Source organism: Chelativorans sp. AA-79 (assembly GCF_029457495.1).
Taxonomy (GTDB): Bacteria; Pseudomonadota; Alphaproteobacteria; order Rhizobiales; family Rhizobiaceae; genus Chelativorans.
The window spans coordinates 3,909,814-3,930,453 of sequence record NZ_CP120361.1; the positions used below are offsets into that span (position 1 = coordinate 3,909,814).

19 protein-coding genes are annotated in these 20,640 nt (G+C 64.7%); 8 read left to right on the top strand and 11 right to left on the bottom strand.

The window, feature by feature from the left end:
- Positions 1-56 precede the first annotated feature (56 nt).
- Positions 57-1,031, bottom strand: a complete 975-nt coding sequence (locus tag PVE73_RS19205; protein WP_277363779.1) for a LysR family transcriptional regulator — start codon at positions 1,029-1,031, stop codon at positions 57-59.
- A 187-nt stretch (positions 1,032-1,218) separates the two neighbouring features.
- On the opposite strand from PVE73_RS19205, the gene PVE73_RS19210 reads away from it, so the two are divergent.
- The 3 genes from PVE73_RS19210 to PVE73_RS19220 all read left to right on the top strand — a co-directional run bounded on the left by PVE73_RS19210 (position 1,219) and on the right by PVE73_RS19220 (position 6,620).
- Positions 1,219-2,046 carry an alpha/beta hydrolase gene (locus tag PVE73_RS19210; RefSeq protein WP_277363780.1) on the top strand — a complete coding sequence of 276 codons (828 nt, stop codon included), beginning with the start codon at positions 1,219-1,221 and terminating at the stop codon, positions 2,044-2,046.
- A 30-nt stretch (positions 2,047-2,076) separates the two neighbouring features.
- Complete coding sequence (locus tag PVE73_RS19215; protein WP_277363781.1) at positions 2,077-3,294, top strand: efflux RND transporter periplasmic adaptor subunit; 1,218 nt, start codon at positions 2,077-2,079, stop codon at positions 3,292-3,294.
- Positions 3,295-3,398: 104 nt separating this feature from the next.
- A complete protein-coding gene (locus tag PVE73_RS19220; protein ID WP_277363782.1) occupies positions 3,399-6,620 on the top strand; it encodes an efflux RND transporter permease subunit in 3,222 nt (1,073 codons plus the stop codon).
- Positions 6,621-6,684: 64 nt separating this feature from the next.
- On the opposite strand, the gene PVE73_RS19225 is transcribed toward PVE73_RS19220, so the two are convergent.
- Positions 6,685-7,455 (bottom strand): RES family NAD+ phosphorylase, encoded by a 771-nt coding sequence (locus tag PVE73_RS19225; protein WP_277363783.1) that lies wholly within the window; start codon positions 7,453-7,455, stop codon positions 6,685-6,687.
- Positions 7,415-7,798 (bottom strand): antitoxin Xre/MbcA/ParS toxin-binding domain-containing protein, encoded by a 384-nt coding sequence (locus tag PVE73_RS19230; protein WP_277363784.1) that lies wholly within the window; start codon positions 7,796-7,798, stop codon positions 7,415-7,417. The genes PVE73_RS19225 and PVE73_RS19230 overlap by 41 nt, the downstream gene beginning before the upstream one ends.
- A 332-nt stretch (positions 7,799-8,130) precedes the next feature.
- On the opposite strand from PVE73_RS19230, the gene PVE73_RS19235 reads away from it, so the two are divergent.
- The 4 genes from PVE73_RS19235 to PVE73_RS19250 all read left to right on the top strand — a co-directional run bounded on the left by PVE73_RS19235 (position 8,131) and on the right by PVE73_RS19250 (position 11,347).
- On the top strand, positions 8,131-9,159 hold the full coding sequence (locus PVE73_RS19235) for a GH25 family lysozyme (protein ID WP_277363785.1): 1,029 nt from the start codon (positions 8,131-8,133) through the stop codon (positions 9,157-9,159).
- Between the two features lie 159 nt (positions 9,160-9,318).
- Entirely contained in the window at positions 9,319-9,966 is a 648-nt protein-coding gene (locus tag PVE73_RS19240) for a DUF2161 family putative PD-(D/E)XK-type phosphodiesterase (RefSeq protein WP_277367512.1), read from the top strand.
- Positions 9,967-9,997: 31 nt separating this feature from the next.
- Entirely contained in the window at positions 9,998-10,801 is an 804-nt protein-coding gene (locus tag PVE73_RS19245) for an endonuclease/exonuclease/phosphatase family protein (RefSeq protein WP_277363786.1), read from the top strand.
- A gap of 156 nt (positions 10,802-10,957) precedes the next feature.
- On the top strand, positions 10,958-11,347 hold the full coding sequence (locus PVE73_RS19250; protein WP_277363787.1) for a phasin family protein: 390 nt from the start codon (positions 10,958-10,960) through the stop codon (positions 11,345-11,347).
- Positions 11,348-11,401: 54 nt separating this feature from the next.
- Here PVE73_RS19250 and PVE73_RS19255 read toward each other — a convergent pair whose 3' ends face one another.
- Both PVE73_RS19255 and PVE73_RS19260 read right to left on the bottom strand, forming a co-directional pair.
- Positions 11,402-13,153, bottom strand: coding sequence for a M14 family zinc carboxypeptidase (locus tag PVE73_RS19255; protein WP_277367513.1), 1,752 nt, complete (start codon positions 13,151-13,153; stop codon positions 11,402-11,404).
- A 90-nt stretch (positions 13,154-13,243) separates the two neighbouring features.
- On the bottom strand, positions 13,244-13,777 hold the full coding sequence (locus PVE73_RS19260; protein ID WP_277367514.1) for a winged helix DNA-binding protein: 534 nt from the start codon (positions 13,775-13,777) through the stop codon (positions 13,244-13,246).
- A gap of 221 nt (positions 13,778-13,998) precedes the next feature.
- Between PVE73_RS19260 and PVE73_RS19265 the strand changes: the two genes are divergently transcribed.
- The gene (locus PVE73_RS19265; protein ID WP_277363788.1) at positions 13,999-14,868 is read left to right on the top strand and encodes a glycerophosphodiester phosphodiesterase family protein; all 870 of its coding nucleotides are present in this window, start codon (positions 13,999-14,001) and stop codon (positions 14,866-14,868) included.
- 1 nt (position 14,869) lies between these two features.
- Here the strand turns inward: PVE73_RS19265 and PVE73_RS19270 are convergent, their stop codons facing one another.
- From PVE73_RS19270 to PVE73_RS19295, 6 genes are read right to left on the bottom strand one after another with little or no spacing between them, the layout of a single operon-like run.
- Positions 14,870-15,661, bottom strand: a complete 792-nt coding sequence (locus PVE73_RS19270) for an inositol monophosphatase family protein (RefSeq protein WP_277367515.1) — start codon at positions 15,659-15,661, stop codon at positions 14,870-14,872.
- 11 nt (positions 15,662-15,672) lie between these two features.
- Positions 15,673-16,668: a LacI family DNA-binding transcriptional regulator gene (locus PVE73_RS19275; RefSeq protein ID WP_277363789.1), complete on the bottom strand. Its 996-nt coding sequence runs from the start codon at positions 16,666-16,668 to the stop codon at positions 15,673-15,675.
- Positions 16,665-17,372 carry a glycerophosphodiester phosphodiesterase gene (locus PVE73_RS19280; protein WP_277367516.1) on the bottom strand — a complete coding sequence of 236 codons (708 nt, stop codon included), beginning with the start codon at positions 17,370-17,372 and terminating at the stop codon, positions 16,665-16,667. Before PVE73_RS19280 ends, PVE73_RS19275 begins: the two co-directional genes overlap by 4 nt.
- Before the next feature lie 44 nt (positions 17,373-17,416).
- The gene (locus tag PVE73_RS19285; protein ID WP_277363790.1) at positions 17,417-18,472 is read right to left on the bottom strand and encodes an ABC transporter ATP-binding protein; all 1,056 of its coding nucleotides are present in this window, start codon (positions 18,470-18,472) and stop codon (positions 17,417-17,419) included.
- Positions 18,472-19,296, bottom strand: a complete 825-nt coding sequence (locus tag PVE73_RS19290; RefSeq protein ID WP_277363791.1) for a carbohydrate ABC transporter permease — start codon at positions 19,294-19,296, stop codon at positions 18,472-18,474. Before PVE73_RS19290 ends, PVE73_RS19285 begins: the two co-directional genes overlap by 1 nt.
- Before the next feature lie 7 nt (positions 19,297-19,303).
- Entirely contained in the window at positions 19,304-20,608 is a 1,305-nt protein-coding gene (locus PVE73_RS19295; protein ID WP_346772425.1) for a sugar ABC transporter permease, read from the bottom strand.
- Positions 20,609-20,640 lie beyond the last annotated feature (32 nt).

The following is a 20,640-nucleotide window of genomic DNA, read 5'->3' on the forward strand; positions in this document are numbered from 1 at the left end:
CGCCAGAGAGCCCACCCAAGCAGGTTCGGGACCGGTACCGCCGCTTGGGGACAGTTTTACGCCGGGCTATCCTGCAGCGTTCTCGACGGGCCCTGCTCCCGTTCATCGAGAACCGAGCCGGGTTCCTGGTCGATTCCCGATCCGGCCAGGAGATTGGCGATCCAATCCACGAAGACGCGGAGCTTGTTACTCAGGTGGCGGTTGGGAGGGTAGACCACGAAGAGCGGCATGGGATCGCGTGTCCAATCGGTGAGAACCGGCTGCAAGCTGCCGTCCGCGAAGGCATCCCTGACCATGAAGAACGGCGCCTGGACAAGGCCGGCGCCCGCCTTCGCCGCAGCAATATAGGTGATCGCCTCGTTCGTCGAGACGACATAGCGCCCGTTCACTTCCACTTCCTCCGCATCGCGCCTGAAAATGAAAGGCTGCTGCCGTCCCGTCTGTGCCTGGAAAAAGCTTACGACATGGTGATCCCGCTCGAGATCGAGCGGATGCTGCGGTTCGCCGAATCGTTCCAGATAGAGGGGCGCGGCACAGGTCACGAAGCTGATGGCGGAAACGCGCCGGGCGATCAGCGACTGATCCGTAATTTCTCCGCCACGAATGGCGCAGTCGACATTCTCGCCCAGAATATCCACCGGCCGGTCGGAAATGCCGAGGTCCAGCTGGATATCCGGGTAGCGGTCGCGGAAAGCGCAGAGCGCCGGGATAAGGATCAGGTTCGCAATCGCGCCCGACATCTCCACCCGGAGCTTTCCCTTGGGCAGGCGCTGCGAACTCGCCATGCTGCTGTCGAGTTCCTCGATCTCGGCCAGAAGGCGCACGGCCCTGTCATAATAGAGTGCGCCGTCGGGTGTAACGAGAACGCGGCGCGTGGTCCGGTTGAGAAGCTTGGTCCGCAGATGCGCCTCCAGGCCCTGGATCAGCTTCGTGACCGTCGCCTTCGGCACGGCAAGCGTCTCCGAAGCCCGCGTGAAACTTCCGGTCTCGACGACCCGGACGAAAGTACGCATGGCGGCAAGCTGATCCATGATGATTCCTGCAGAGACTTCATTGTTCACAGATAGAAATAGTGAAGTTATAAACCAAAGACTTTTTCCATGGAAGAACGATACCCATCTGCCGGTTCAGTGCAGCGCCGGCGCACCGGTTCCGGACAGGATGTTGTCAGGAGGGGTGTGCCATGAAGCGCAGAGCGAGGGACGTGGATTCGGGCCGATGAGTGTGAGCTGGACAGAGGACGTGCTGAAGAGCGATACCTGCCTCGTGCCGGTGCGCGTCTATCGCGGCGCGTCCTTCACGAAGGCCCCGCCGCTCGTGCTGCATCTGCATGGCGGCACTTTTCTGGGCGGTTCGCTGGCGGAAGGACACAGTGTCTCCATCGAGCTTGCAGGCGCCGGGGCGGTGGTGGTGGCGGCGGATTATTCCACGGCCACCGAGCATCCTTTCCCAAAGGCTCTCGAACTCACTTTCAATCTCCTGGGCCCCCTTTGCGGCCTTCGCGCCAAGCTGGCCGACCGGAAATCCGCCCTTTACGTGGCGGGTGAGGAGGCCGGCGGCAATCTCGCCGCGGGCCTCGCGCTGATGGCCCGCGACCAGTGCGTGGGCGGTCTCCAGGGTCAGATCCTCCTTTCTCCCATGCTCGATCCGTGCATGGCGACGGGATCTTTCCGCGAGGAGAGCACGAATTCCAAAGGCTGCCGCTGGGCCGAGGGGTGGAACCGCTATCTGGGCTTTGCCGCCAATGCCTGCCACCCCTATGCCGTGCCGGCCTATTGCGAGCGGCTGGCGAGCGTCGCCCCCGCCCTCGTCGTGACGGCGGAGGACGATCCGATGCGTGACGAGAGTCTCAATTACGCGCGGCGCCTGCGCCAGGCGGGCGTGAGCGTCAGCGAACATGTGTTGCCGGGGCCGACCGGGTGGCCCGCCTCCTATTCGGGTTCGGCGGAAACCGAACCGAAATGGAAGGAAGCCATCCGCGCCCTGTTCGCGAAGTTTTTCCAAGAAACAGGAGCGTTCTCCGCCCAAGCGAAGCTCTCAACCTGATCGGCCGACAGGCCTCCAAGGAGACTATCGATGAAGAAGATCACTGCCCGCCGGCTCCTCTGGGGCGCCGGACTAACCCTTATTGTCTCGATTTCGGCCGGCGTGCCGGCCATCAACTGGTTGCAGGTGCACGGCGCGAGCGCCGAATCGGCGGCACCCGCGGCGCCTCAGGCCACGCCCGTTTCCGTGGCCCTCGTGGAACCGCGGGACGTGATGACCTGGCAGGAATTCTCCGGCCGGCTCGAGGCGGTCGACCGCGTCGAACTTCGCTCGCGCGTGGCCGGCGCGATCCAGGCCGTGCATTTCCGCGAAGGCGCCCTCGTCAAAGAGGGCGATCTCCTGGTCTCCATCGACCCCGCACCCTATGCCGCCGCGGTCGCGCAGGCGGAAGCCGTGGTCGCTGCCGCGAAGGCACGGGTGGAGCTGACCCGGCTCGAGCTCGAACGCGGCCGCAAGCTCGCCGAGAACCGCACCGTCTCGCAGAGCGATCTCGACCAGAGGCTCAGCGCCTATCACGAGGCGGAGGCGAGCGTGAGATCGGCCGAGGCCGCGCTGCAGGCGGCGCAGCTCGATCTCGGCTATACCGAAATCCGCGCGCCGATTTCCGGCCGCGTCGGCGAGCTCGAGATCACCGAGGGCAATCTGGTCGCGGCCGGGGCCAGTTCGCCGGTGCTCACGAGCCTTGTTTCTGTCGATCCGATCTATGCGAGCTTCAGTGTGAGCGAGGACTTCGTCTCGCGCGCCTTGGCCGAGCTTCCGGCCACGTCCTCCGGCGCACTCGCCGTCGAACGGATCCCGGTGGAGATCAGCACGACGAGCGGCGAGCCGATCCGGGGCGAGCTCCAGTTCGTGGACAACGCGGTCGACACGGCAAGCGGCACCATCCGCGTCAGGGCCATCTTCGACAATCCGGAAGGCCGCCTGATCCCGGGACAATTCGTCCGGGTGCGCCTCGGACAGCCGAACCCCCAATCCGAGCTCGTCATCAGCGAGCGCGCCGTCGGTACCGACCAGGACAAGAAGTTCGTCTTCGTGGTCGATGGCGAAAACAAGATCGCCTACCGGCAGGTGACACTCGGGCCGACGGCCGAAGGCCTGCGCATCGTCCAGGACGGCCTTGATGCAGGCGAACGCATCGTCGTGAACGGCCTGCAGCGGGTCCGTCCCGGCGCTCTCGTGGACCCGCAGCCCGTCGCCATGTCGCCCGCCGAGCAGACGGTAGCCGGCGCGGAGACGGCGTTGCATTAAACCAAGGGAGGCGATTGCGCCTCCCACATTGCTCCAGTGCAAATCGGGGATGGCCTGCCGGTCATCCGCCGGTGCTCATTCCCGCTTCGTGAAAGGGCGGCAAGATGAATATTTCCCAATTTTTTGTAGACCGCCCGGTCTTTGCCGGCGTGCTCTCGGTGCTCATCCTGGTCGCCGGGCTCCTGGGTCTCAGGGCCCTGCCGATCTCCGAATACCCGGAAGTCGTGCCCCCTTCCATCGTCGTGCGCGCGCAATATCCGGGCGCCGGCCCCAAGGTCATCGCCGAAACGGTGGCGACCCCCATCGAGGAGGCCATCAACGGCGTCGAGGACATGCTTTACATGTCGAGCCAGGGCACCACGGATGGCGTGATGACGCTGACCGTCACCTTCAAGCTCGGCACCGATCCCGACAAGGCGCAGCAGCTCGTCCAGAACCGCGTCTCCCAGGCGGAGCCACGGTTACCGGAGGAGGTCCGGCGTCTGGGTGTGACCACGGTCAAGAGCTCGCCCGATCTCACCATGGTCGTGCACCTGCTCTCGCCGAACGACCGCTATGACATCACCTATCTGCGCAACTACGCGGTGCTGAACGTGAAGGACCGGCTGGCGCGCATCGAGGGCGTCGGCCAGGTGCAGGTTTTCGGTTCGGGCGACTACTCCATGCGTGTCTGGCTCGACCCGCAGAAGATAGCCGAGCGCGGGCTTTCGGCGAGCGAGGTGGTGCAGGCCATCCGCGAACAGAACATACAGGCTGCCGCCGGCGTCGTGGGCGCCTCGCCGAGCGTACCCGGTGTCGACCTGCAGCTTTCGGTGAACGCGCAGGGCCGCCTCCAGACCGAGGAGGAATTCGGCGACATCATCGTCAAGACCGGCACGGCCGGCGAGATCACGCGGCTGCGCGACATCGCCCGCATCGAGCTCGGCTCGGCCGAATATGCGCTGCGCTCGCTCCTCGACAACAAGCAGGCGGTCGCCATCGGCATCTTCCAGGCGCCGAACTCCAACGCCATCCAGATCTCCGACGACATCCAGACGGTGATGGACGAATTGCAGCAGGCCATGCCCGAAGGCGTGGAATACCGCATCGTCTACGACACGACCCAGTTCGTCCGCGCCTCCATCGACGCGGTGGTGCACACGCTGCTCGAAGCCATTGCGCTCGTGGTACTGGTGGTCATCATCTTCCTGCAGACCTGGCGCGCCTCCATCATCCCGCTGGTGGCGGTTCCCGTCTCCATCGTCGGCACGTTTGCGGTGCTCTATGTCTTCGGCTTCTCAATCAACGCGCTCAGCCTCTTCGGCCTGGTGCTCGCCATCGGCATCGTCGTCGACGATGCGATCGTCGTGGTGGAGAATGTGGAGCGCAACATCGAGGAGGGCCTGTCGCCGCGCGACGCCACCTACCGCGCCATGCGGGAGGTTTCCGGCCCGATCGTCGCCATCGCCATGGTGCTGGTGGCGGTGTTCGTGCCGCTGGCCTTCATCTCGGGGCTTACCGGCCAGTTCTATCGGCAGTTCGCGCTCACCATCGCGATATCGACCGTGATCTCGGCCTTCAACTCGCTGACGCTTTCGCCGGCGCTGGCGGCCATGCTTCTGCGTGGCCACGATGCGCCGAAGGACTGGCTCACGCGGCTCATCGACCGCCTGTTCGGCTGGTTCTTCCGCGGCTTCAACCGCGCCTTCGGTGCAAGCTCCAACGCCTATAGCGGCGGGGTCAGAGGCATCCTGTCGCGCAAGACGCTGGTGATGGGGCTCTATCTGGTTCTGGTGGCCGCCACGGTGTTCGTCTTCAACAAGGTGCCGGGCGGCTTCGTGCCGGCGCAGGACAAGCAGTATCTGGTGGGCTTCGCGCAGCTGCCCGACGGAGCGACGCTGGATCGCACGGAGGACGTCATCCGGCGCATGAGCGACATCGCCCTCGAACAGCCGGGCGTGGAAAGCGCCATCGCCTTTCCCGGCCTGTCGATCAACGGCTTCACCAACAGCTCCAACGCCGGCATCGTCTTCCTCTCGCTGGATCCTTTCGAAGAGCGGACGACGCCGGAACTGTCCGGCGGCGCCATTGCCATGCAGCTCAACCAGCAATTCGCCGGCATCCAGGAAGCGTTCATCGCCATGTTCCCGCCGCCGCCCGTGCAGGGCCTCGGCACGATCGGCGGCTTCAAGCTGCAGATCGAGGACCGCGTCGGCCTGGGCTACGAAGCGCTGGACGAGGCCACCAAGGCATTCCTCGCCGAGGCCTATCAGGCGCCGGAGCTGGCGGGACTGTTCTCGAGCTACCAGATCAACGTTCCGCAGCTCTATGCCGATCTCGACCGCGCCAAGGCGCATCAGCTGGGCGTCGCGGTGACGGACGTTTTCGATACGCTGCAGATCTATCTGGGCTCGCTCTACGTCAACGACTTCAACCAGTTCGGCCGCACCTATTCTGTGCGCGTGCAGGCGGATGCCGATTTCCGCAGCCATGCGGAGGATATCGGCCGGCTCGAAGTCAGGTCGCGTTCCGGCGAGATGATCCCGCTTTCCGCCTTGCTCGACGTGCAGCAAAGCTCCGGTCCCGAGCGGGCGATGCGCTACAACGGTTTCCTGGCCGCCGATATCAATGGCGGGCCGGCACCCGGCTATTCGTCGGGCGAAGCGGAAGCCGCCGTGGAGCGGATCGCGGCGGAGACGCTGCCGCCCGGCATCAGCTTCGAGTGGACCGATCTCACCTATCAGCAGATCCTCGCCGGCAATTCGGGTGTGATCATCTTCCCGCTGGCGCTGCTCCTGGTGTTCCTAGTGCTCGCGGCTCTCTACGAAAGCCTCGCGCTGCCGCTGGCGATCATCATGATCGTGCCGATGGGCATCCTGTCTGCCCTGACCGGCGTGTGGCTCACCGGCGGCGACAACAACATCTTCACCCAGATCGGCCTCATCGTGCTCGTCGGCCTTTCCGCCAAGAACGCGATCCTGATCGTCGAATTCGCGCGCGAGCTCGAATTCGCCGGCCTCTCGCCCAAGGAGGCGGCGGTGGAGGCGGCGAGGCTCCGGCTGCGGCCGATCCTCATGACCTCGCTGGCCTTCATCATGGGCGTGGTGCCGCTGGTGTTCTCCACCGGCGCGGGCGCGGAGATGCGCAATGCCATGGGCATCGCCGTCTTTGCCGGCATGATCGGGGTGACCGCCTTCGGCATCTTCCTGACTCCGGTCTTCTACGTGCTCCTGCGCGCGCTCACGGGCAACCGGCCGCTGAAGCAGACCGGAGAGGGCACCATTCCCGCCTCCCATGGCGGGCACGAGGAAGAGGTTCGCGACCGGCCGGTCGCACACCAGCTCTGACCGGCTCGGTCGGAGAGCACTCTGCCCCGGACAATGCGCGCGGACACCATGTCCGCGCGCATTGTCATTTCCCACGGTCCCAGTTGAATCCGGCGAGCCGCGGGTCCGCCGAAAAGGCGTGCCGATCGAAGCCGATGCTCATCTCGGGAAATTGGCAGATCGCCTGGACGCCCGATGAACCAAGGCGCAGACGCCAGGTCTGCCGTTCGACGGGACGAGATTCCGCGAACGCCCGGCAGGTCAGAAGCGCGAGGTTGAAGCCGCTGGTATCCCGCGCGGAGCGATATCTGACGATCTCGATCGCGGCAGCGCGCGCGGCATCGGCGACATCCTGCGTCGCCGCGTAGTCGGTCGGATGCATCCAGCGTGCCTCGTCTTCGCTGAACGGCGTCGCGGCAAGGTCGATGGAGCGCCCGGTCGCGACCTCGGCGGCGAAGGCAGTGTACTCGCCGGAATCCGACGGCCAGGGCGTATCCGGCGATTCCGCGAAGAACAGGAGGCGATAGAAAGCCATCTCGGCGACGGCCGTCCGGGCTTCCTCGGCGGCATAGTAGACGCCGAGCGTGCGGCCCGCGCGACGGAAGCGCGAGCCGTGCGGATAGAGGGCGCCGTACCGGAACGGCGTCGAAAAGAGATAGTCGAGATGCCGGCATTCGGGCGGGACGGCAGGCTTCGTCTCCTCGATCAGATCTTCCAGGAGAGCCTGTTCCTCGAGCGTGTCGACAAGCTTCAGCGTCGAGACGCGGTGCTGCGCCTCGACAAGCCGCCAGCAACGCCCGCGATAGGGGCGCGCCTCAGACGAGAGCCCGTCGGGCGTCCAGATAGGCAATGGCATCGACAAGGCCCGCTATGGTTTGAATCCTGTCGAGCGGCCTGCCCCCAAGCGCGGTGTTGTCGTTGCGCAGCCATGCCCGGGCGACCGCTTCATCCCCGCTGACAATCGCGTCGAGCGAACGGTATAAGCGCACGAACAGGACGGCCAGCTCGAACGGCTTGGTCCCGCGCTCGAGGTCGAATTCTCCCTTTTTCAGGCGCGATACGGTCGGTTCGGACACGCCCACGACCGCAGCCAGCGCCCGCGCGGTCAACCCGAGACGCTCGGCTGCCCGCAGGACCGCCTTCGCAAGCACCGGCCCCTCGGCGGGGGTGGAGGTCTCTTGTATCTGAGGACTGGGCATGGACCTTCTCCTGATCTTCAGGAAAGATAGCACGTATTTCTTTCTATAGAAATAGGATGGCAAAAGGCTTTGTTCCATGGGGAAGACGGCTCGTCGCCTGACATCAGGGGCGCCTGCTTCAGCAGCCCCCATGATGTGTGCTTCTCGGCACCAGCACGCGCCTGACGACGATACCGTCCCGCAAACCGGCGGCCGAGGTCTGCTCTCCACCCGGTAGGGTTAAAGATCGGATTCAGTCTTTGTTGGTAATTTATCGTTAGGAGTTCACGCGAGGGGCTCCGTCGGCGCCCGCCTTTGCCGTCGGTCTTTTTTGTTCTCGTGTACGGGTTCCTATGCGTTTCTCAGGCGTGGCAGCAATTCTTCTCGTCTGCTTGACCTCGGCGGGCTGCAGTTCCCGCGGCGGCAGCGGCATCACCATCGACGAGATCCTGGCCCAGCCGTCGCTCGAGACGACCGGTTCAGTGCAGCAGGCGAGCCTGGTCCCCCCGGAGGAGATCGACGCCGTGCCGTCGCAGGACGGTCAGCCCGAAGAGCTCCTCGCGATAGCGCCCCAGGCTCCGATCCCCGATGCGCTCGCCCCGATCGAGAAAACGGTGGGAATGCCCTCGGCAAGGCAGGCGGCACTGGCCGTCCCGCCGAAACCGCCCGGCAAGCCCTTCGAGCGGAGCCGGATCTACGAGCACCGCTTCCGCGACGCCAAACCTATAAACTTCGGACGTGCCTCGCCGAAGTCCCTGGCCGTGCACGGCGTCGACGTTTCGCGCTGGCAAGGCGATATCGACTGGGCGAAGCTGCGCACGCAAGGCGCGAATTTTGTTTACATCAAGGCCACGGATGGCGGCGACCATCTGGATCCCATGTTCAAGAAGAACTGGCGTGAGGCGGCGGAGGCGGGATTGAGGCGCGGCGCCTATCATTTCTTCTACTGGTGCCGGACCGCCGGCGAGCAGGCGGACTGGTTCACCCGCAACGTGCCGAAGGTCGCGGGCGCCCTTCCGCCCGTCCTCGACGTCGAATGGAACGGCGAATCCCGTTGCAGGAAGCGCCCGTCCCGCGAGCGCGTTCTGGAGAAGATGCAGGTCTTCCTGGACAAGCTCGAAAGACACTACGGCCAGCGTCCAATCATCTACACGGCCCCGGACTTCTACCGCGACAATCTGCAAGGCGCATTCCTGGATTATCCGTTCTGGCTGCGCTCGGTGGCAGCGCACCCTTCGAAGGTCTATCCGGGTAGGAAATGGGTGTTCTGGCAGTATTCGGGCTCCGGCCTCTCCCATGGCGTGGACGGCAAGATCGACCTCAATGTCTTCCACGGCGGCGCGGAGGACTGGCACAGATGGGTCGCCGCGACCACGCGGTGATCCCGAGACAGGTACAGACCACGGCGATAGCGGGCGAATTGCCGATGACTCGCGCTTCCCAGCGCCGCGAGCTCTCGTTAGGACGTCTTCAGCCGGGCTATCATCACCGCTGCGACACTGATTCGAGCGCAGCATCGCCGTCGTTGGAGGAGGCCCGAACTGGAGACATCCCTGTACCAACCGGTCAAGACCTTCCTCGAAGGGCTGGGCTTCACCGTCAAGGGAGAGGTCGGCGGTTGCGATATCGTCGCGCTCAAGGGCGACGAGCAGCCGGTGGTCGTGATCGGCGAGCTGAAACTGAGCTTCAATCTGGAACTCGTGCTGCAGGGGATCGACCGCGCCGCGGCATGCGACGAAGTCTGGCTCGCGGCGCGCCTTTCCGCGCGCGGAAAGGGCCGTGAAAGCGATGCCCGTTTCCGGAATCTCTGCCGCCGGCTGGGTTTCGGCATGCTGGGCGTGACGGCCAATGGCGAAGTCCATGTTCTGGTCAGCCCTGTCGCGCCGACGCCGCGCCGCAATCCTCGCCGCCGCTCCCGGCTGGTCGAGGAACATCGGCGCCGTCACGGCGACCCGGTCGCCGGCGGTGGAACGAGGAAGCCGATCATGACGGCGTATCGCCAGCAGGCGCTTGCCTGCGCAGTGGCTCTCAAGGAAGGGCCGAAGCGCCCGCGCGACTTGAAGACGGTGATCCCTGACGCTCCCAAAATCCTCCGCCACAACGTCTATGGCTGGTTTCTGCGCGTCGAGCGCGGCGTCTACGGCCTTACCGAGGCGGGACACGGCGCCTTGTTGCAGTGGGCGCGGTGAAAAAGAACCCGCGCCAGCTCCAGGAGATGTGATGCGGATTTTATCGCTGAATGCTTGGGGAGGTCGGCTCCGCGACCGCCTGATGCGCTACCTGAGAGAGGCTGACCCGGACATAGTGTGCCTCCAGGAAGTGGTGCAAACCCCGACTGCGGAAGCAGAATGGCTCGTCTATCGAGACCACGACGTGGAGCTCCCGCAGAGAGCCAATCTGTTTCGGGAGGTGGCGGACATCTTTCCGTCTCACCAATCGTTCTTCTGTCCCGCTGCCCGTGGCAGTCTTTACGACGGCGAACGAAACTTTCCCTCGGAATGGGGGCTGGCGACCTTCGTCCGACGCAGCTATCCCGTGATCGGACAGGTTCAGGATTTCGTGCACGGCGACTTCGCGCCGGACGGCTGGGGCGAGCACCCGCGAGCGCGCAATGCCCATGTGGTGCGCCTGTTCGACTATGGCGCTGCCGCTCCCATCACGATTGCGCACATGCACGGTCTGCGTGATCCGGCAGGCAAAGAGGATACACCCGCCCGCCATGCCCAGGCCAGGGCACTGGCCGATCTCATAGGCTCAGTGAGGCAGGCCGGCGACAGGTTGGTGGTGTGCGGCGACTTCAATGTGCTTCCGGACAGCAGCACGTTCGCGGTGCTCGGGGCGCTCGGGCTGACGGATCTCGTGACGATGCACGGTCATACCGACACGCGAACGTCCTACTACCGAAAATCTCCGCGGTTCGCCGACTACATGCTCGTGAGCGCCGACATCCCGGTGCGACGGTTCGATGTCGTCCAGGAACCGGAAGTCTCCGATCACAGGGTACTTCTTCTGGAATTGGACTAAGGGCTGGTTCCGTGCCCCACTGCTCCCATATGGTCCTAAGTCAGTCCGGACACTCTCTTTGTTGATGAGCATCAATGGAGAGGTCCGGCGTATTGCGGTATGCTGAGGAGCACCCGGGATTTCGGCGTTGCCGTGTCCGGCCAATGGAGCAGAGACATGCAGAGCAAGCTTGAACAGCCGCCTTTTGCCCCCCTCCACTACGCCCCCTTTTATGGAACCGCGCAGTATTTCGCCCATCTCCAGGGTCAGTTCCAGGCGCGTGCCTTCAAAGCCCTGATGCGCTACCAGATCGAAGCGCTGACCTTCCTCAGGCATCGTTGCGAGCAGGACGTGCAGCTCGTCGAAGATCTCGCCGCGGGCAAAGCGCCCATCGATGCCGTCGATATCGTGAGTGCGTTCATGCAAAAGGCGGCCGTCGACTACACCGCAGAAGCGGGCCGGATGGCGACGGCAAGCTCGCTGCTCGTCAGCGAAACGGCCAAGGATGTCCGCCGGGAAGCGGAGAATGCCAAGGAAGCACTGGCCCCGAACACGCTTGACGAGTGAAGCTCAACCCGCAGCGAGAGGGCGGCCAAGGTCAAGGGCGATCCCCCTCTGTCCTTAGGCCGTCGGTACCGCCTCGAGGTGGACGCCACCCGCGAACAGAAGCTGATAGGCCTCGTAGGCCGCGAGCACGAATTCGGCCTGGGCGGTGTGGCCTTCAACGAACGCATGGCCGTATATGGTTTCGTCGGGATATTCCGTGATCAGCGTGAGCGGAACCACATGCCGGTCGTCCGGCGCGATCAGGCACGAGACGCCGTTCACCATTCGGAAATTGGTCTCTCCGCAGTGATACTCGAACAAGCGGATCTGCCTCATTGTGTAGTCCACCAGCCCCGGCAGCTCCGCAAGGCGGGCGGTTACGCGGTCGACCAGCCGCTCGGCCACGCCGGCCCAATCGACGTGGTGGCGCATGACGAGGAAAAAGCCCTTCGGGATCGTCCACATGTCGAAATCGCGCGGTACGTAGCCCGAAAGCGGCCGCGTCCATTCGTGCGAGGGATAGCCGTGGAGATTGAGGTGAAGCTTCGCCCCGCTCAGCCGCTCGGCCTCCTTGCGGATCGCCTTTTCGAACAGCGGCTCCTTCGCCCGGTATTCGAGATCGTCGCCAAGTGCCGTATAGCGGGCGGCATGATGCATGTGGTGTGGATTGTCGGCCCGCAGCCTCCAGTGCATCTGATACCCATCGGGGTTTTCAAGCGGCGAGACGGCGAAATGGGAATTCTCCCGCGCCGCGAGCTCCCGTGCCGCCCGCAAGGCGCCGACGATGCCGGTGGTCTCGTTGGCATGCTGGCCGGCGCTGATCATCACCGCATGGTCGCTGCCCTTGCGGTAGCGCGCCTCGACGAGCCGTCCCGATCTCGACTGCACGCCAACGGAGACGCCGCCGATCTTAGCCAGTTCCGCACGGACCTGGGCAGCCGGGATCGGGGAGACCGCCTGGTCGAGCGTCACGAACGGCGCGGCGGTTTCCGTGGCCGTCAGCGCGCGGGTCTCGATCCGCACCGTTGGCGCCGATCTGGCGAAGCGGATTTCGGGAACGATCTGGCCCGGCCGGAGTCCGCGATCGCCGTTCGGCCGCCCCGACTTCTTCTGGAAGAATTCGAGGAGGGAGAAATAGAGGTCCTCATGTATTGCCTCGCGAAGGCTCACAACCTCCTCATCCGCGGAGAGCCGGCGATCCTCGATCGGAAGCGTGACGGCGATGTTCAGTTCGTCGAAATAGGGCTCCCCGTCTCCCCACGGCCAGGAGGCCACCGCTTCGATCGCCTTATGGAACAGGCTCTCGTAATCCGTCTCGAGCCGCTCTCCGTCATTGCCGTCACCCGTCCTGATCCAGCCGGTCGGCGAAACGAGGGCTTCTCCGTCATTGTCCATGTGCAGGCGGTTCGGCGCGAAGACGGCATGCTCGCTTATCCGGCCGTCCTTCCCCGTCAGGGCCACGTGATAGTGAAAGCCATATCCCGTCGCTGGCTCGAACGACAGCGGCGCATCGCCCACGAGGGCGGCAAGCGGATAGGTTTCCAGCAGGAACCGGTTTGCCGGACAGGCATCGTGAACGGGATAGGCCACACGGATCTGCGCCAACTCGCGCAAATCCACCTCTTCGAGAAAGAAGTGAAGCAAGGGTTTGTAGGCGCTGCGAAAACGCGCCCTCACCCCTCGGGTGGCAAGCGCTGCCTCGGCCGCGCGGCGGCTCGCCTCGTCATCGAAGGTCCAGGCTTGGACCTTCGCTCCCTCCGCGTCGGCGAAGCGCGCGACGATCCTGTCGAGCGTGCGCTCGAACGTGCCCTCATAAATTAGCGTCATGTGGAGGTTCTGCCGGTTGATCGAGGCTGTCGCGCCCGCCGGTACGCTTTCGGTCACGCGCGCCCATTTCCGCCCTCGAGACCCAATCCGTCAAAGTGTGGCGGCGGCGCGCGCCGCCTGATCGAATGCTCCCGACATAAAGCGCAGAACTGCCGCGACTTCCGAGAGCGTCGCCTCGGAGGGACGTGCATTCGCGGTCGAATCCACCAGGAGATGCTTGCGGATCTCCGCGTAGCGGTCGCATGCCTCCGCGCCCTTCTTGGTGATCTTGACCGTCTTCTCCTTCGCCGCACGGCCCGTGGTCAGGAGACCGGCCGCCTCGAGCTTGCGCACGGCATAGCTGACGATATGCGTGTCCTCAATGTCGAGCACGAGGCAGATATCGGCCAGCTTCTTCTCGCGGCCGCGGTGATAGATGGAATGCAGGATGAGCACCTCCATCGGGGAAAGGCCCGGCAGGCCCGCGGCGGACATGCAGCGGACGATCCACCGGGAAAAGGCGTGCGAGGCCAGGATCAGGCCGTACTCCACCTCCGAAAGGCCGGGCGAGCCGCCATCGGCCAGATGCGCGGACGAGACGATGGGGCCGATCGTCCTTACCGGCCGCAAGTGCTTGGGCAGCATCTCGCCGTCATCGCCGCGAGCCACGTTCGATTTGTCGGTCACATCCGCCTCCTTGATATTACGCAAACATCTTGCATACATTTTGCCGATGATCCATGCCTCCTGTTGAACGTGGACGAGCCTCTCCCCGCCGATCCTTCGCTTGCCTTCGGGGCGGCGCTTGCATATCGCTGCGCACCGTCCCATTGCTACGCTCGCAACGCGGCGCGGCGGAGACTGTAATGGGCCAGGGCATATCCATCACCTATGACGGAAGACCCGTCGCACTCAAATGGCACCGCCTGAGGCGCCGCATGGCCAACCCGCTGTTCAGCGCCGACAATCTGCGTGAGGGAATGCGGCTCGGCGCATCCATGGAGATCGACCTTCGCGTGACGCGCGACTTCGATTTCGCCGTGCTCCACGACGAAACGCTCGACCGCGAGACCGATGGTAGGGGTACCATCCGTGACCGCACGGCGGCGGAGCTCGCCCCACTCCACTACGACGACGCGGGCGTGCCGGATACGGCTCGTTATAGCCGTCGCCTGGTGCTGCTCAACGAACTGGAACGCTGGCTCGAGGATGGCCATCCCGACGCCCTGCTGCAGTTCGACATGAAAGACGATCTGGAGGCGATCGGACAGGAAGGCGTCGACCGGCTGGTCAGCCGGCTTGCGGGCAAGCGGCTTCCGCTGATCATCAGCGCCGACTGCGATCGCCTGATCCTTGCGCTTTCCCAAGCGCTGCCCGAGATCCGCCGCGGGGTCGACCCGACGAACAGACTCATTCCGTTCTTCCGCCGGGGCGATACGGCCGGCGCCGTACAGCAGCTCCGCTCCGAGCTGACGGGCCTGGCTCGACCGGAGATGATCTATCTGTCCTGGCCGCTGCTCCTGAAAGCGGACGAAGCGGGCGTCGACCTCACGGCGATGTGCCATGACGCCGGCAAGACGGTCGATGCCTGGACATTCACGCTAGCCGAGCCGAACGCGGGTTTCAGCGATGAGGAATGGCGCAGCTTCGAGCGCCTGCTGCAGTTTGGCGTAGACCAGGTCACGACGGACGAGGCGATCGCCACGGAAGCAGCCTTTCTGGCACGGACGTCCTGACTTACGCGGCAAGGAAGGAAAGCCGGCGCGCCAGGCCGGGCGCGGCCACGGCCACCATCCCGCCTTCCGTCACCATCCGTTCAAGCGGCGGCATACGCGCCTCCGCCCCGGCCTCCGTCGCGATGAGTGCACCCGCGAGCACGTCCCAGCAATTGACGTGGGCCTCGTAATAGAGGTCCACCACGCCGGCGGCAACGCGCACGAGGCCGATGGAGGCGGAGCCGAGGCGCCGATAGTCGAAACCCAATGCATGCAGCCGGGCGACGGTGGCCTGAAACGCGGCGTGGGACGTGCGTCGCGAATAGCCGAGGATCGCCAGCGCTTCCTCGGGGACGGAGCGCGTAGAGGCGCTGATCGCCTGATCCTCGCAATAGGCACCGCCGCCGAGCGCGGCCGAATAGACGCTTCCGGACGCCGCATCGAACACGCAGCCGATCCGCACCACACCCTCCCGCACGAAGGCGATCGAGACACCCCAGTGACGCAGGCCGCGAATATAGTTCGACGTGCCGTCTATTGGATCCACCACCCAGTAGCCGGAAGCGGCAGGGGCGCCCCCGGTTTCCTCGCCCAGAAATCCGTCTTCCGGAAACGCATGCGCGAGGGCGGAGCGGATCGAGTCCTCCGCGCGGCGGTCGGCGACGGTTACGAAATCCTGCAGGCTTTTCGTCGAGACGGAAAGGCTTGCCGGATCCGCCGTGCGCCGGAATGCCTCCGCTTCGCGGCCCACCGTTCGCGCCAGATCGCGCGCGAAGCCGAGGCGGGCGACGATCGCCGGATCACTGGCGGAGATCGGTTTGGCGCTCAAGCCGTCGCCCGCCGCACCAGCGTCACCGGCGTGATCGCCATCCGTTCATCCATGCGTGGGTCCTCCATCCGGCTGAGCAGCAGTTCGATCGCCTGGTGCGCCTGTACGTCACACGGCTGCCGGAACGTGGTGAGGCTGTATCCCTCCCACGATGCCTGAGGGATGTCGTCATGGCCGATCACCCTGATACGGCCGCCCGGCTCGAACCCTCGCGCCTTCAGCCCATCGACCACCCCGCAGGCAAGATGATCGTTGATGCAGAAGAGACCGTCGACGTCTTCGAGCGCCAAGGCCAGCGCGTGCCCGTTGCGATAATCGTTGAGTTCGGCGGCAAGCGTTTCGGCCGGGCAGCCGAGCTCGCGCGCGCGGGCCAGGAAGGCCTCCTCGCGACGCCGAGCCGTATAGGAAACATGCGAGGCGGAAATGACGGCGAGACGCCGGGGCCCCGCTTCGGCCAGCATCTCGGCGGCCGCCCTTCCCGCCGTCGCATTGTCCGACATCACCCGATCGACGAGCGGAATGGCATCCCCCTTGTTGATCAGCACGATCGGCACACCGTGGGCGGCGAATTCCTCGCAAAGGGCTGTGGGCGGCGCATCGGAGGTGACCACCACGCCAGAGACATCGTAGTGGAGAAGCTGGTTCATCACGTGGTCGGCGCTCTCGCCCTGGTCCGCCGGCAGCAGGATAGGCTGGAAGTTGCGGCTCACCAGGGCCGTCGTGATCTCCTGGATCTGCTGGGCGCGGTAGGGATTGTCCATGCCCGCCGCGACGACGCCGACGAGATTGGAGCGGCGATTGATGAGGCTGCGCGCCAGGTAGTTCACCCGGTATCCGAGTTCCTTGGCCGCCTTGTAGACCTTTTCACGGGTTTCCGGCGAAACGCTCGCATTCGGCGTGAAGGCGCGAGAAACGGCGGCGCGGGAGACCCCGGCCAGGCGCGCGACATCGAAGGACGTGACTTTCCTCGACCGTCCGTCCGGGGCATTCATGCGTTGATGCTCCCGCCCACCCCAGCCTTCAACAGTTCCGGCGCGTCGGAGCAGATGCCGAGAACCGGAAGACGAACGAGATCGGCGATGACCTCCGGCCGCTCCTCGTGCCACAGCACGATCTCGCGGCCGGCTTCGCGGGCAAGGCGGCAAAGCTCCTGCGTCACGAGGTCCTGCGGGCGCGTGCCGCCGCGCTCCCAGCAGAGATGGACGATATCCGCATCGGCCTCCTCGCCCGCCTCGTGCGGATCCTTGCCGAGCGGGACGAGCACCGAGAGCGGCCATCGACAGCCCGCTCCGCGCAGCTCGCGCACGAAGGCGGGGTTGAAGGAACCGAGGACCGCGAAGCTTTGCCCGTGCTTTGCCAGTTCGCGCCAGGCCGGAATCCCCGTGCCCGCCGCCTTGAGCTCCACATAGAGACCCGCCTCGCGGCGGCGGGCGAGAGCCGCCACCTCCGCGAAAGTCGGCACGTTCACCCCGGGGCGGTTCGCCAGTTCGGATGCCGTCATGGCAGAAATATGCATGTCGACCCCGAACACGCGCTCCAGATGGTCGTCATGGCTGACCACGCAGACACCGTCCTTCGTAAGCTGGGTATCGAGCTCCCACATCTGCGCGCCGAGATCCGACGCCAGCTCGAAGGCATTCAGCGTGTTCTCCGTCGCATGGGCGCTCGCGCCGCGATGGGCGATGGCAAGCGGCATGCAGAGCTCCGCGGGCCAGCCGAAACGCTTCACGAAATCGTCGCTCAAAGCCTCTCACCATGTTCATCAAAGGCGAAGACGCGATCCGATTGGACATACCAATTCACTTCGTCTTCCAGGCCGATATCCGAGCGGACAGGCTGTATGGAGCGCAGGACCTCCCCATTGGCAAGCCTCAGGTCGTAGAGGTTTTCGCGCCCCTGCGTCTCGACGAAGGAGATGCGCCCCGTCACCGGCACGTCGCCGGCCGGCCCCAGATTTTCCGGCCTGATGCCCACTGTGACAGGCGCGCCTTCCGCCGGCAGCCGGTACCCATTGGCCGGCAGACGGACCTCCGTGCCGGGGACAGCGATCGCGCCCGACTGGACGACGCCCTTGAGGAAGGCGATGGGCGGATTGCCGAGGAAGCCCGCCACGAAGGCCGTGCGCGGATCTTCGTACATTTCCGACGGCGTGGCGATCTGGATGATCCTGCCCGCATCCATGATGGCGATGCGGTCGCACATGCTCATCGCCTCCACCTGGTCGTGCGTGACCAGGATGGCGGTGATGCCGGTCTCGAGCTGGATGCGGCGGATTTCCGCGCGCATCTCCAGCCTGAGCTTGGCATCCAGATTGGCGAGCGGCTCGTCGAGGAGCAGCACATGCGGGCGGCGGATCAGCGCGCGGGCGAGCGCCACGCGCTGCTGCTGGCCGCCGGACAGTTCCGCGGGGCGGCGGCCAAGCAGGTTCTCGATGTGCACGAGGCCGGCCATCTCGCCCACCTGCCGCTGGATCTCGGCAGTGGAGAGGCCGCGCACCTGCAGGGGGAATGCGATGTTCTCCTCCACCGTCTTGTGCGGGTAAAGCGCGTAGGACTGGAAGACCACGCCCACGTTGCGCTCCTGCGGTGGCAGGCGCGTGATGTCCTCCTCGCCGAAAAGGATGCGGCCGCCCGAGACCTTGTGGATACCGCAGATGGAGAAAAGCGTGGTCGACTTACCGCAACCCGAGGGCCCGAGAAGTGCCAGCATCTCGCCGTCCTTGATCTCCAGCGTCATGTTCTCGATGACGTTCACCTTGCCGAAGGACTTCGAGAAATTATCGAGCAGGATGCGCATCAGCCCTTGGTCCCCCCGCCATAGATGTTCATGAGATAGCTCTGGAAGAAGAAGAACAGGATAAGGACGGGCGCTATGTAGAAAAGCCCGACCGACTTGAAGAGCGCCATGTCGAAATTGTTGTCGTCGGCGATCAGGCCCGCCAGATAGACCGACAGCACCTGCACGTCGCCCGCCGGCGCCAGCACCTGCGGCAGGATGAACTCGCCCCACCCGAGCAGGAAGGCGAAGAGCAGGAGCGCGAAGATGCCGGGCTTGACCTGCGGCAGCACGAGCTTCCGCCACACGGTGAAGCGGCTCGCCCCGTCCTGGATGCCCGCCATCTCGATCTCCCAGGGCACCGTGTCGTAGAAGCCCTTCATGAGCCAGATGCCGAGCGGCAGATCGGTCGCCGCCTTCACCAGGATGACGCCGATCAGCGTGTTGTAGAGGCCGATCATCTGCAGGACGAGAAAGATGGCCACGATCAGCGTGAAGGCCGGGAAGGCGTGTAGCACCATGACGCCGGCCAGGAAGAAGCCGCGTGCCGGCACGTTGAGCCGCGAAAGCACGTAGCCGGCCATGGAGGAGACGAGGACGACGAGCAGCGAGGTCGAGCTGGCGAAGAGCAGCGAGTTGAGCGTGACCCGCCAGATGCTCGGCCGCCCCGGCGGGGTGTGCCAGAGGAAGGACCAGTGCTCCAGCGTGAACTCGTTCGGGATGAAGGAGCCGGTCGGAGAATTGGTGACGGTGTCGATGAAGAGATAGACATACATCAGCACCAGCGGCGCGCTGAGGATGGAAAGCGCCAGGACGATCGGCCAGGTTCTCAGATGTCCGGTCATGGCTGCCTCAATGCTCGATACGCGGCTTGATGATCAGGGCGTTGTAGTTGAACAGCCGCAGATAGATCAGCGACAGCACCACGCCGATGACCACCAGCACTAGCGCCATGGCCGCGCCATAGCCGTATTGCAGGTTGCCGGCATAGTTGTTGAGCGCCGTGTGGTAGATCCATATGGACCAGAGCTCCGTCGCCCCGCCCGGGCCGCCGTCGGTGGCAAGCAGCGTTTCGTTGATGGAGGTCAGCAGCGAGAGCGTCTGATAGCAGGTGACGAACAGGATCGGCCATTTGAGCTGGGGCAGGATGATGTGGCGAATCTGCTGCCAGCGATAGGCGCCGTCGACGCTCGCGGAGTGGAACAGGGATTCGGGAATCGCCTTGATGGCCGAGGCGAAGATCACCAGCCCCATCGAGGCGCCGACAAAGCCGTTGATGAGGATGACGAAGAACCAGGCGTTCGCCGCCGTGTCCAGCATCCAGTTCCGTGGCCGCACGCCGAAATTATCGAGGAAGGCACTCAGGAAACCCGTGTCCCAGGCGAGCCATTTCCACAAGAGCACGTAAATGACGACCGGCGAGATGCGCGGCAGGAACCAGATGATGCGGAAGATGCCGGCCGGGCGCTCGGGGATATAGAAAGTCGCGATCGCAATCAGCATCGCGAAACCCGTGTTGAAGAGGGTAAGCGTCACCGCCACGAAAAAGAGTGTGTTGAAAAGCACCTGCACGGTCTTCGGCGAGGTGGCGAGGCGGCGGAAATTCTCGTTGGTCCAGACCCAGCCCGTATAGGTGGCCTGCTTGAGCGCCTCCTTTTCCTCTTCGGTGAGATCGGGATCCACCGCTTCTGCCGCGGCGATCAATGCGCCCGCGCTGTTGAAGCGTGCATTGGCCAGCGAGCGGCTGAAGGCTTCCGAGATGCGCTTGACCGTTCGCGTGTTCGGCCGCATGGGCAGGTCGCGGATCATGCGTTCCATCTCGCGCCGGGAGGGGTAGGTCTCGCCGAGATGGTTCGTGAGGCCGGCGACGACCTCGTCCTCTATCCCCATCTCCTTCAGCGTTTCGAGGCCCTGCTGGTCCACCACGTAGGTCGGCTCGCCAAGCTCGGTGGCGAGCTCACCCATGCCGTAGCGGTCGGTCAGCGTCTGGAGCGTGTTCGGGGAGACCTGATAGGCACCGCCGGAGATTCCCGTCGCCGTGCTCATATTGGTGAAGGAGAAGACGACCGTCAGCACCACCGGCACGAAGAAGAAGAGAACGACCATCAGCACGGCCGGCACGATCAGCACGAGCCCGAGACCCCTGGAGCTGTTCAGCCACGCCAGGCGCGGCCGCGCCGGAGCGGCCC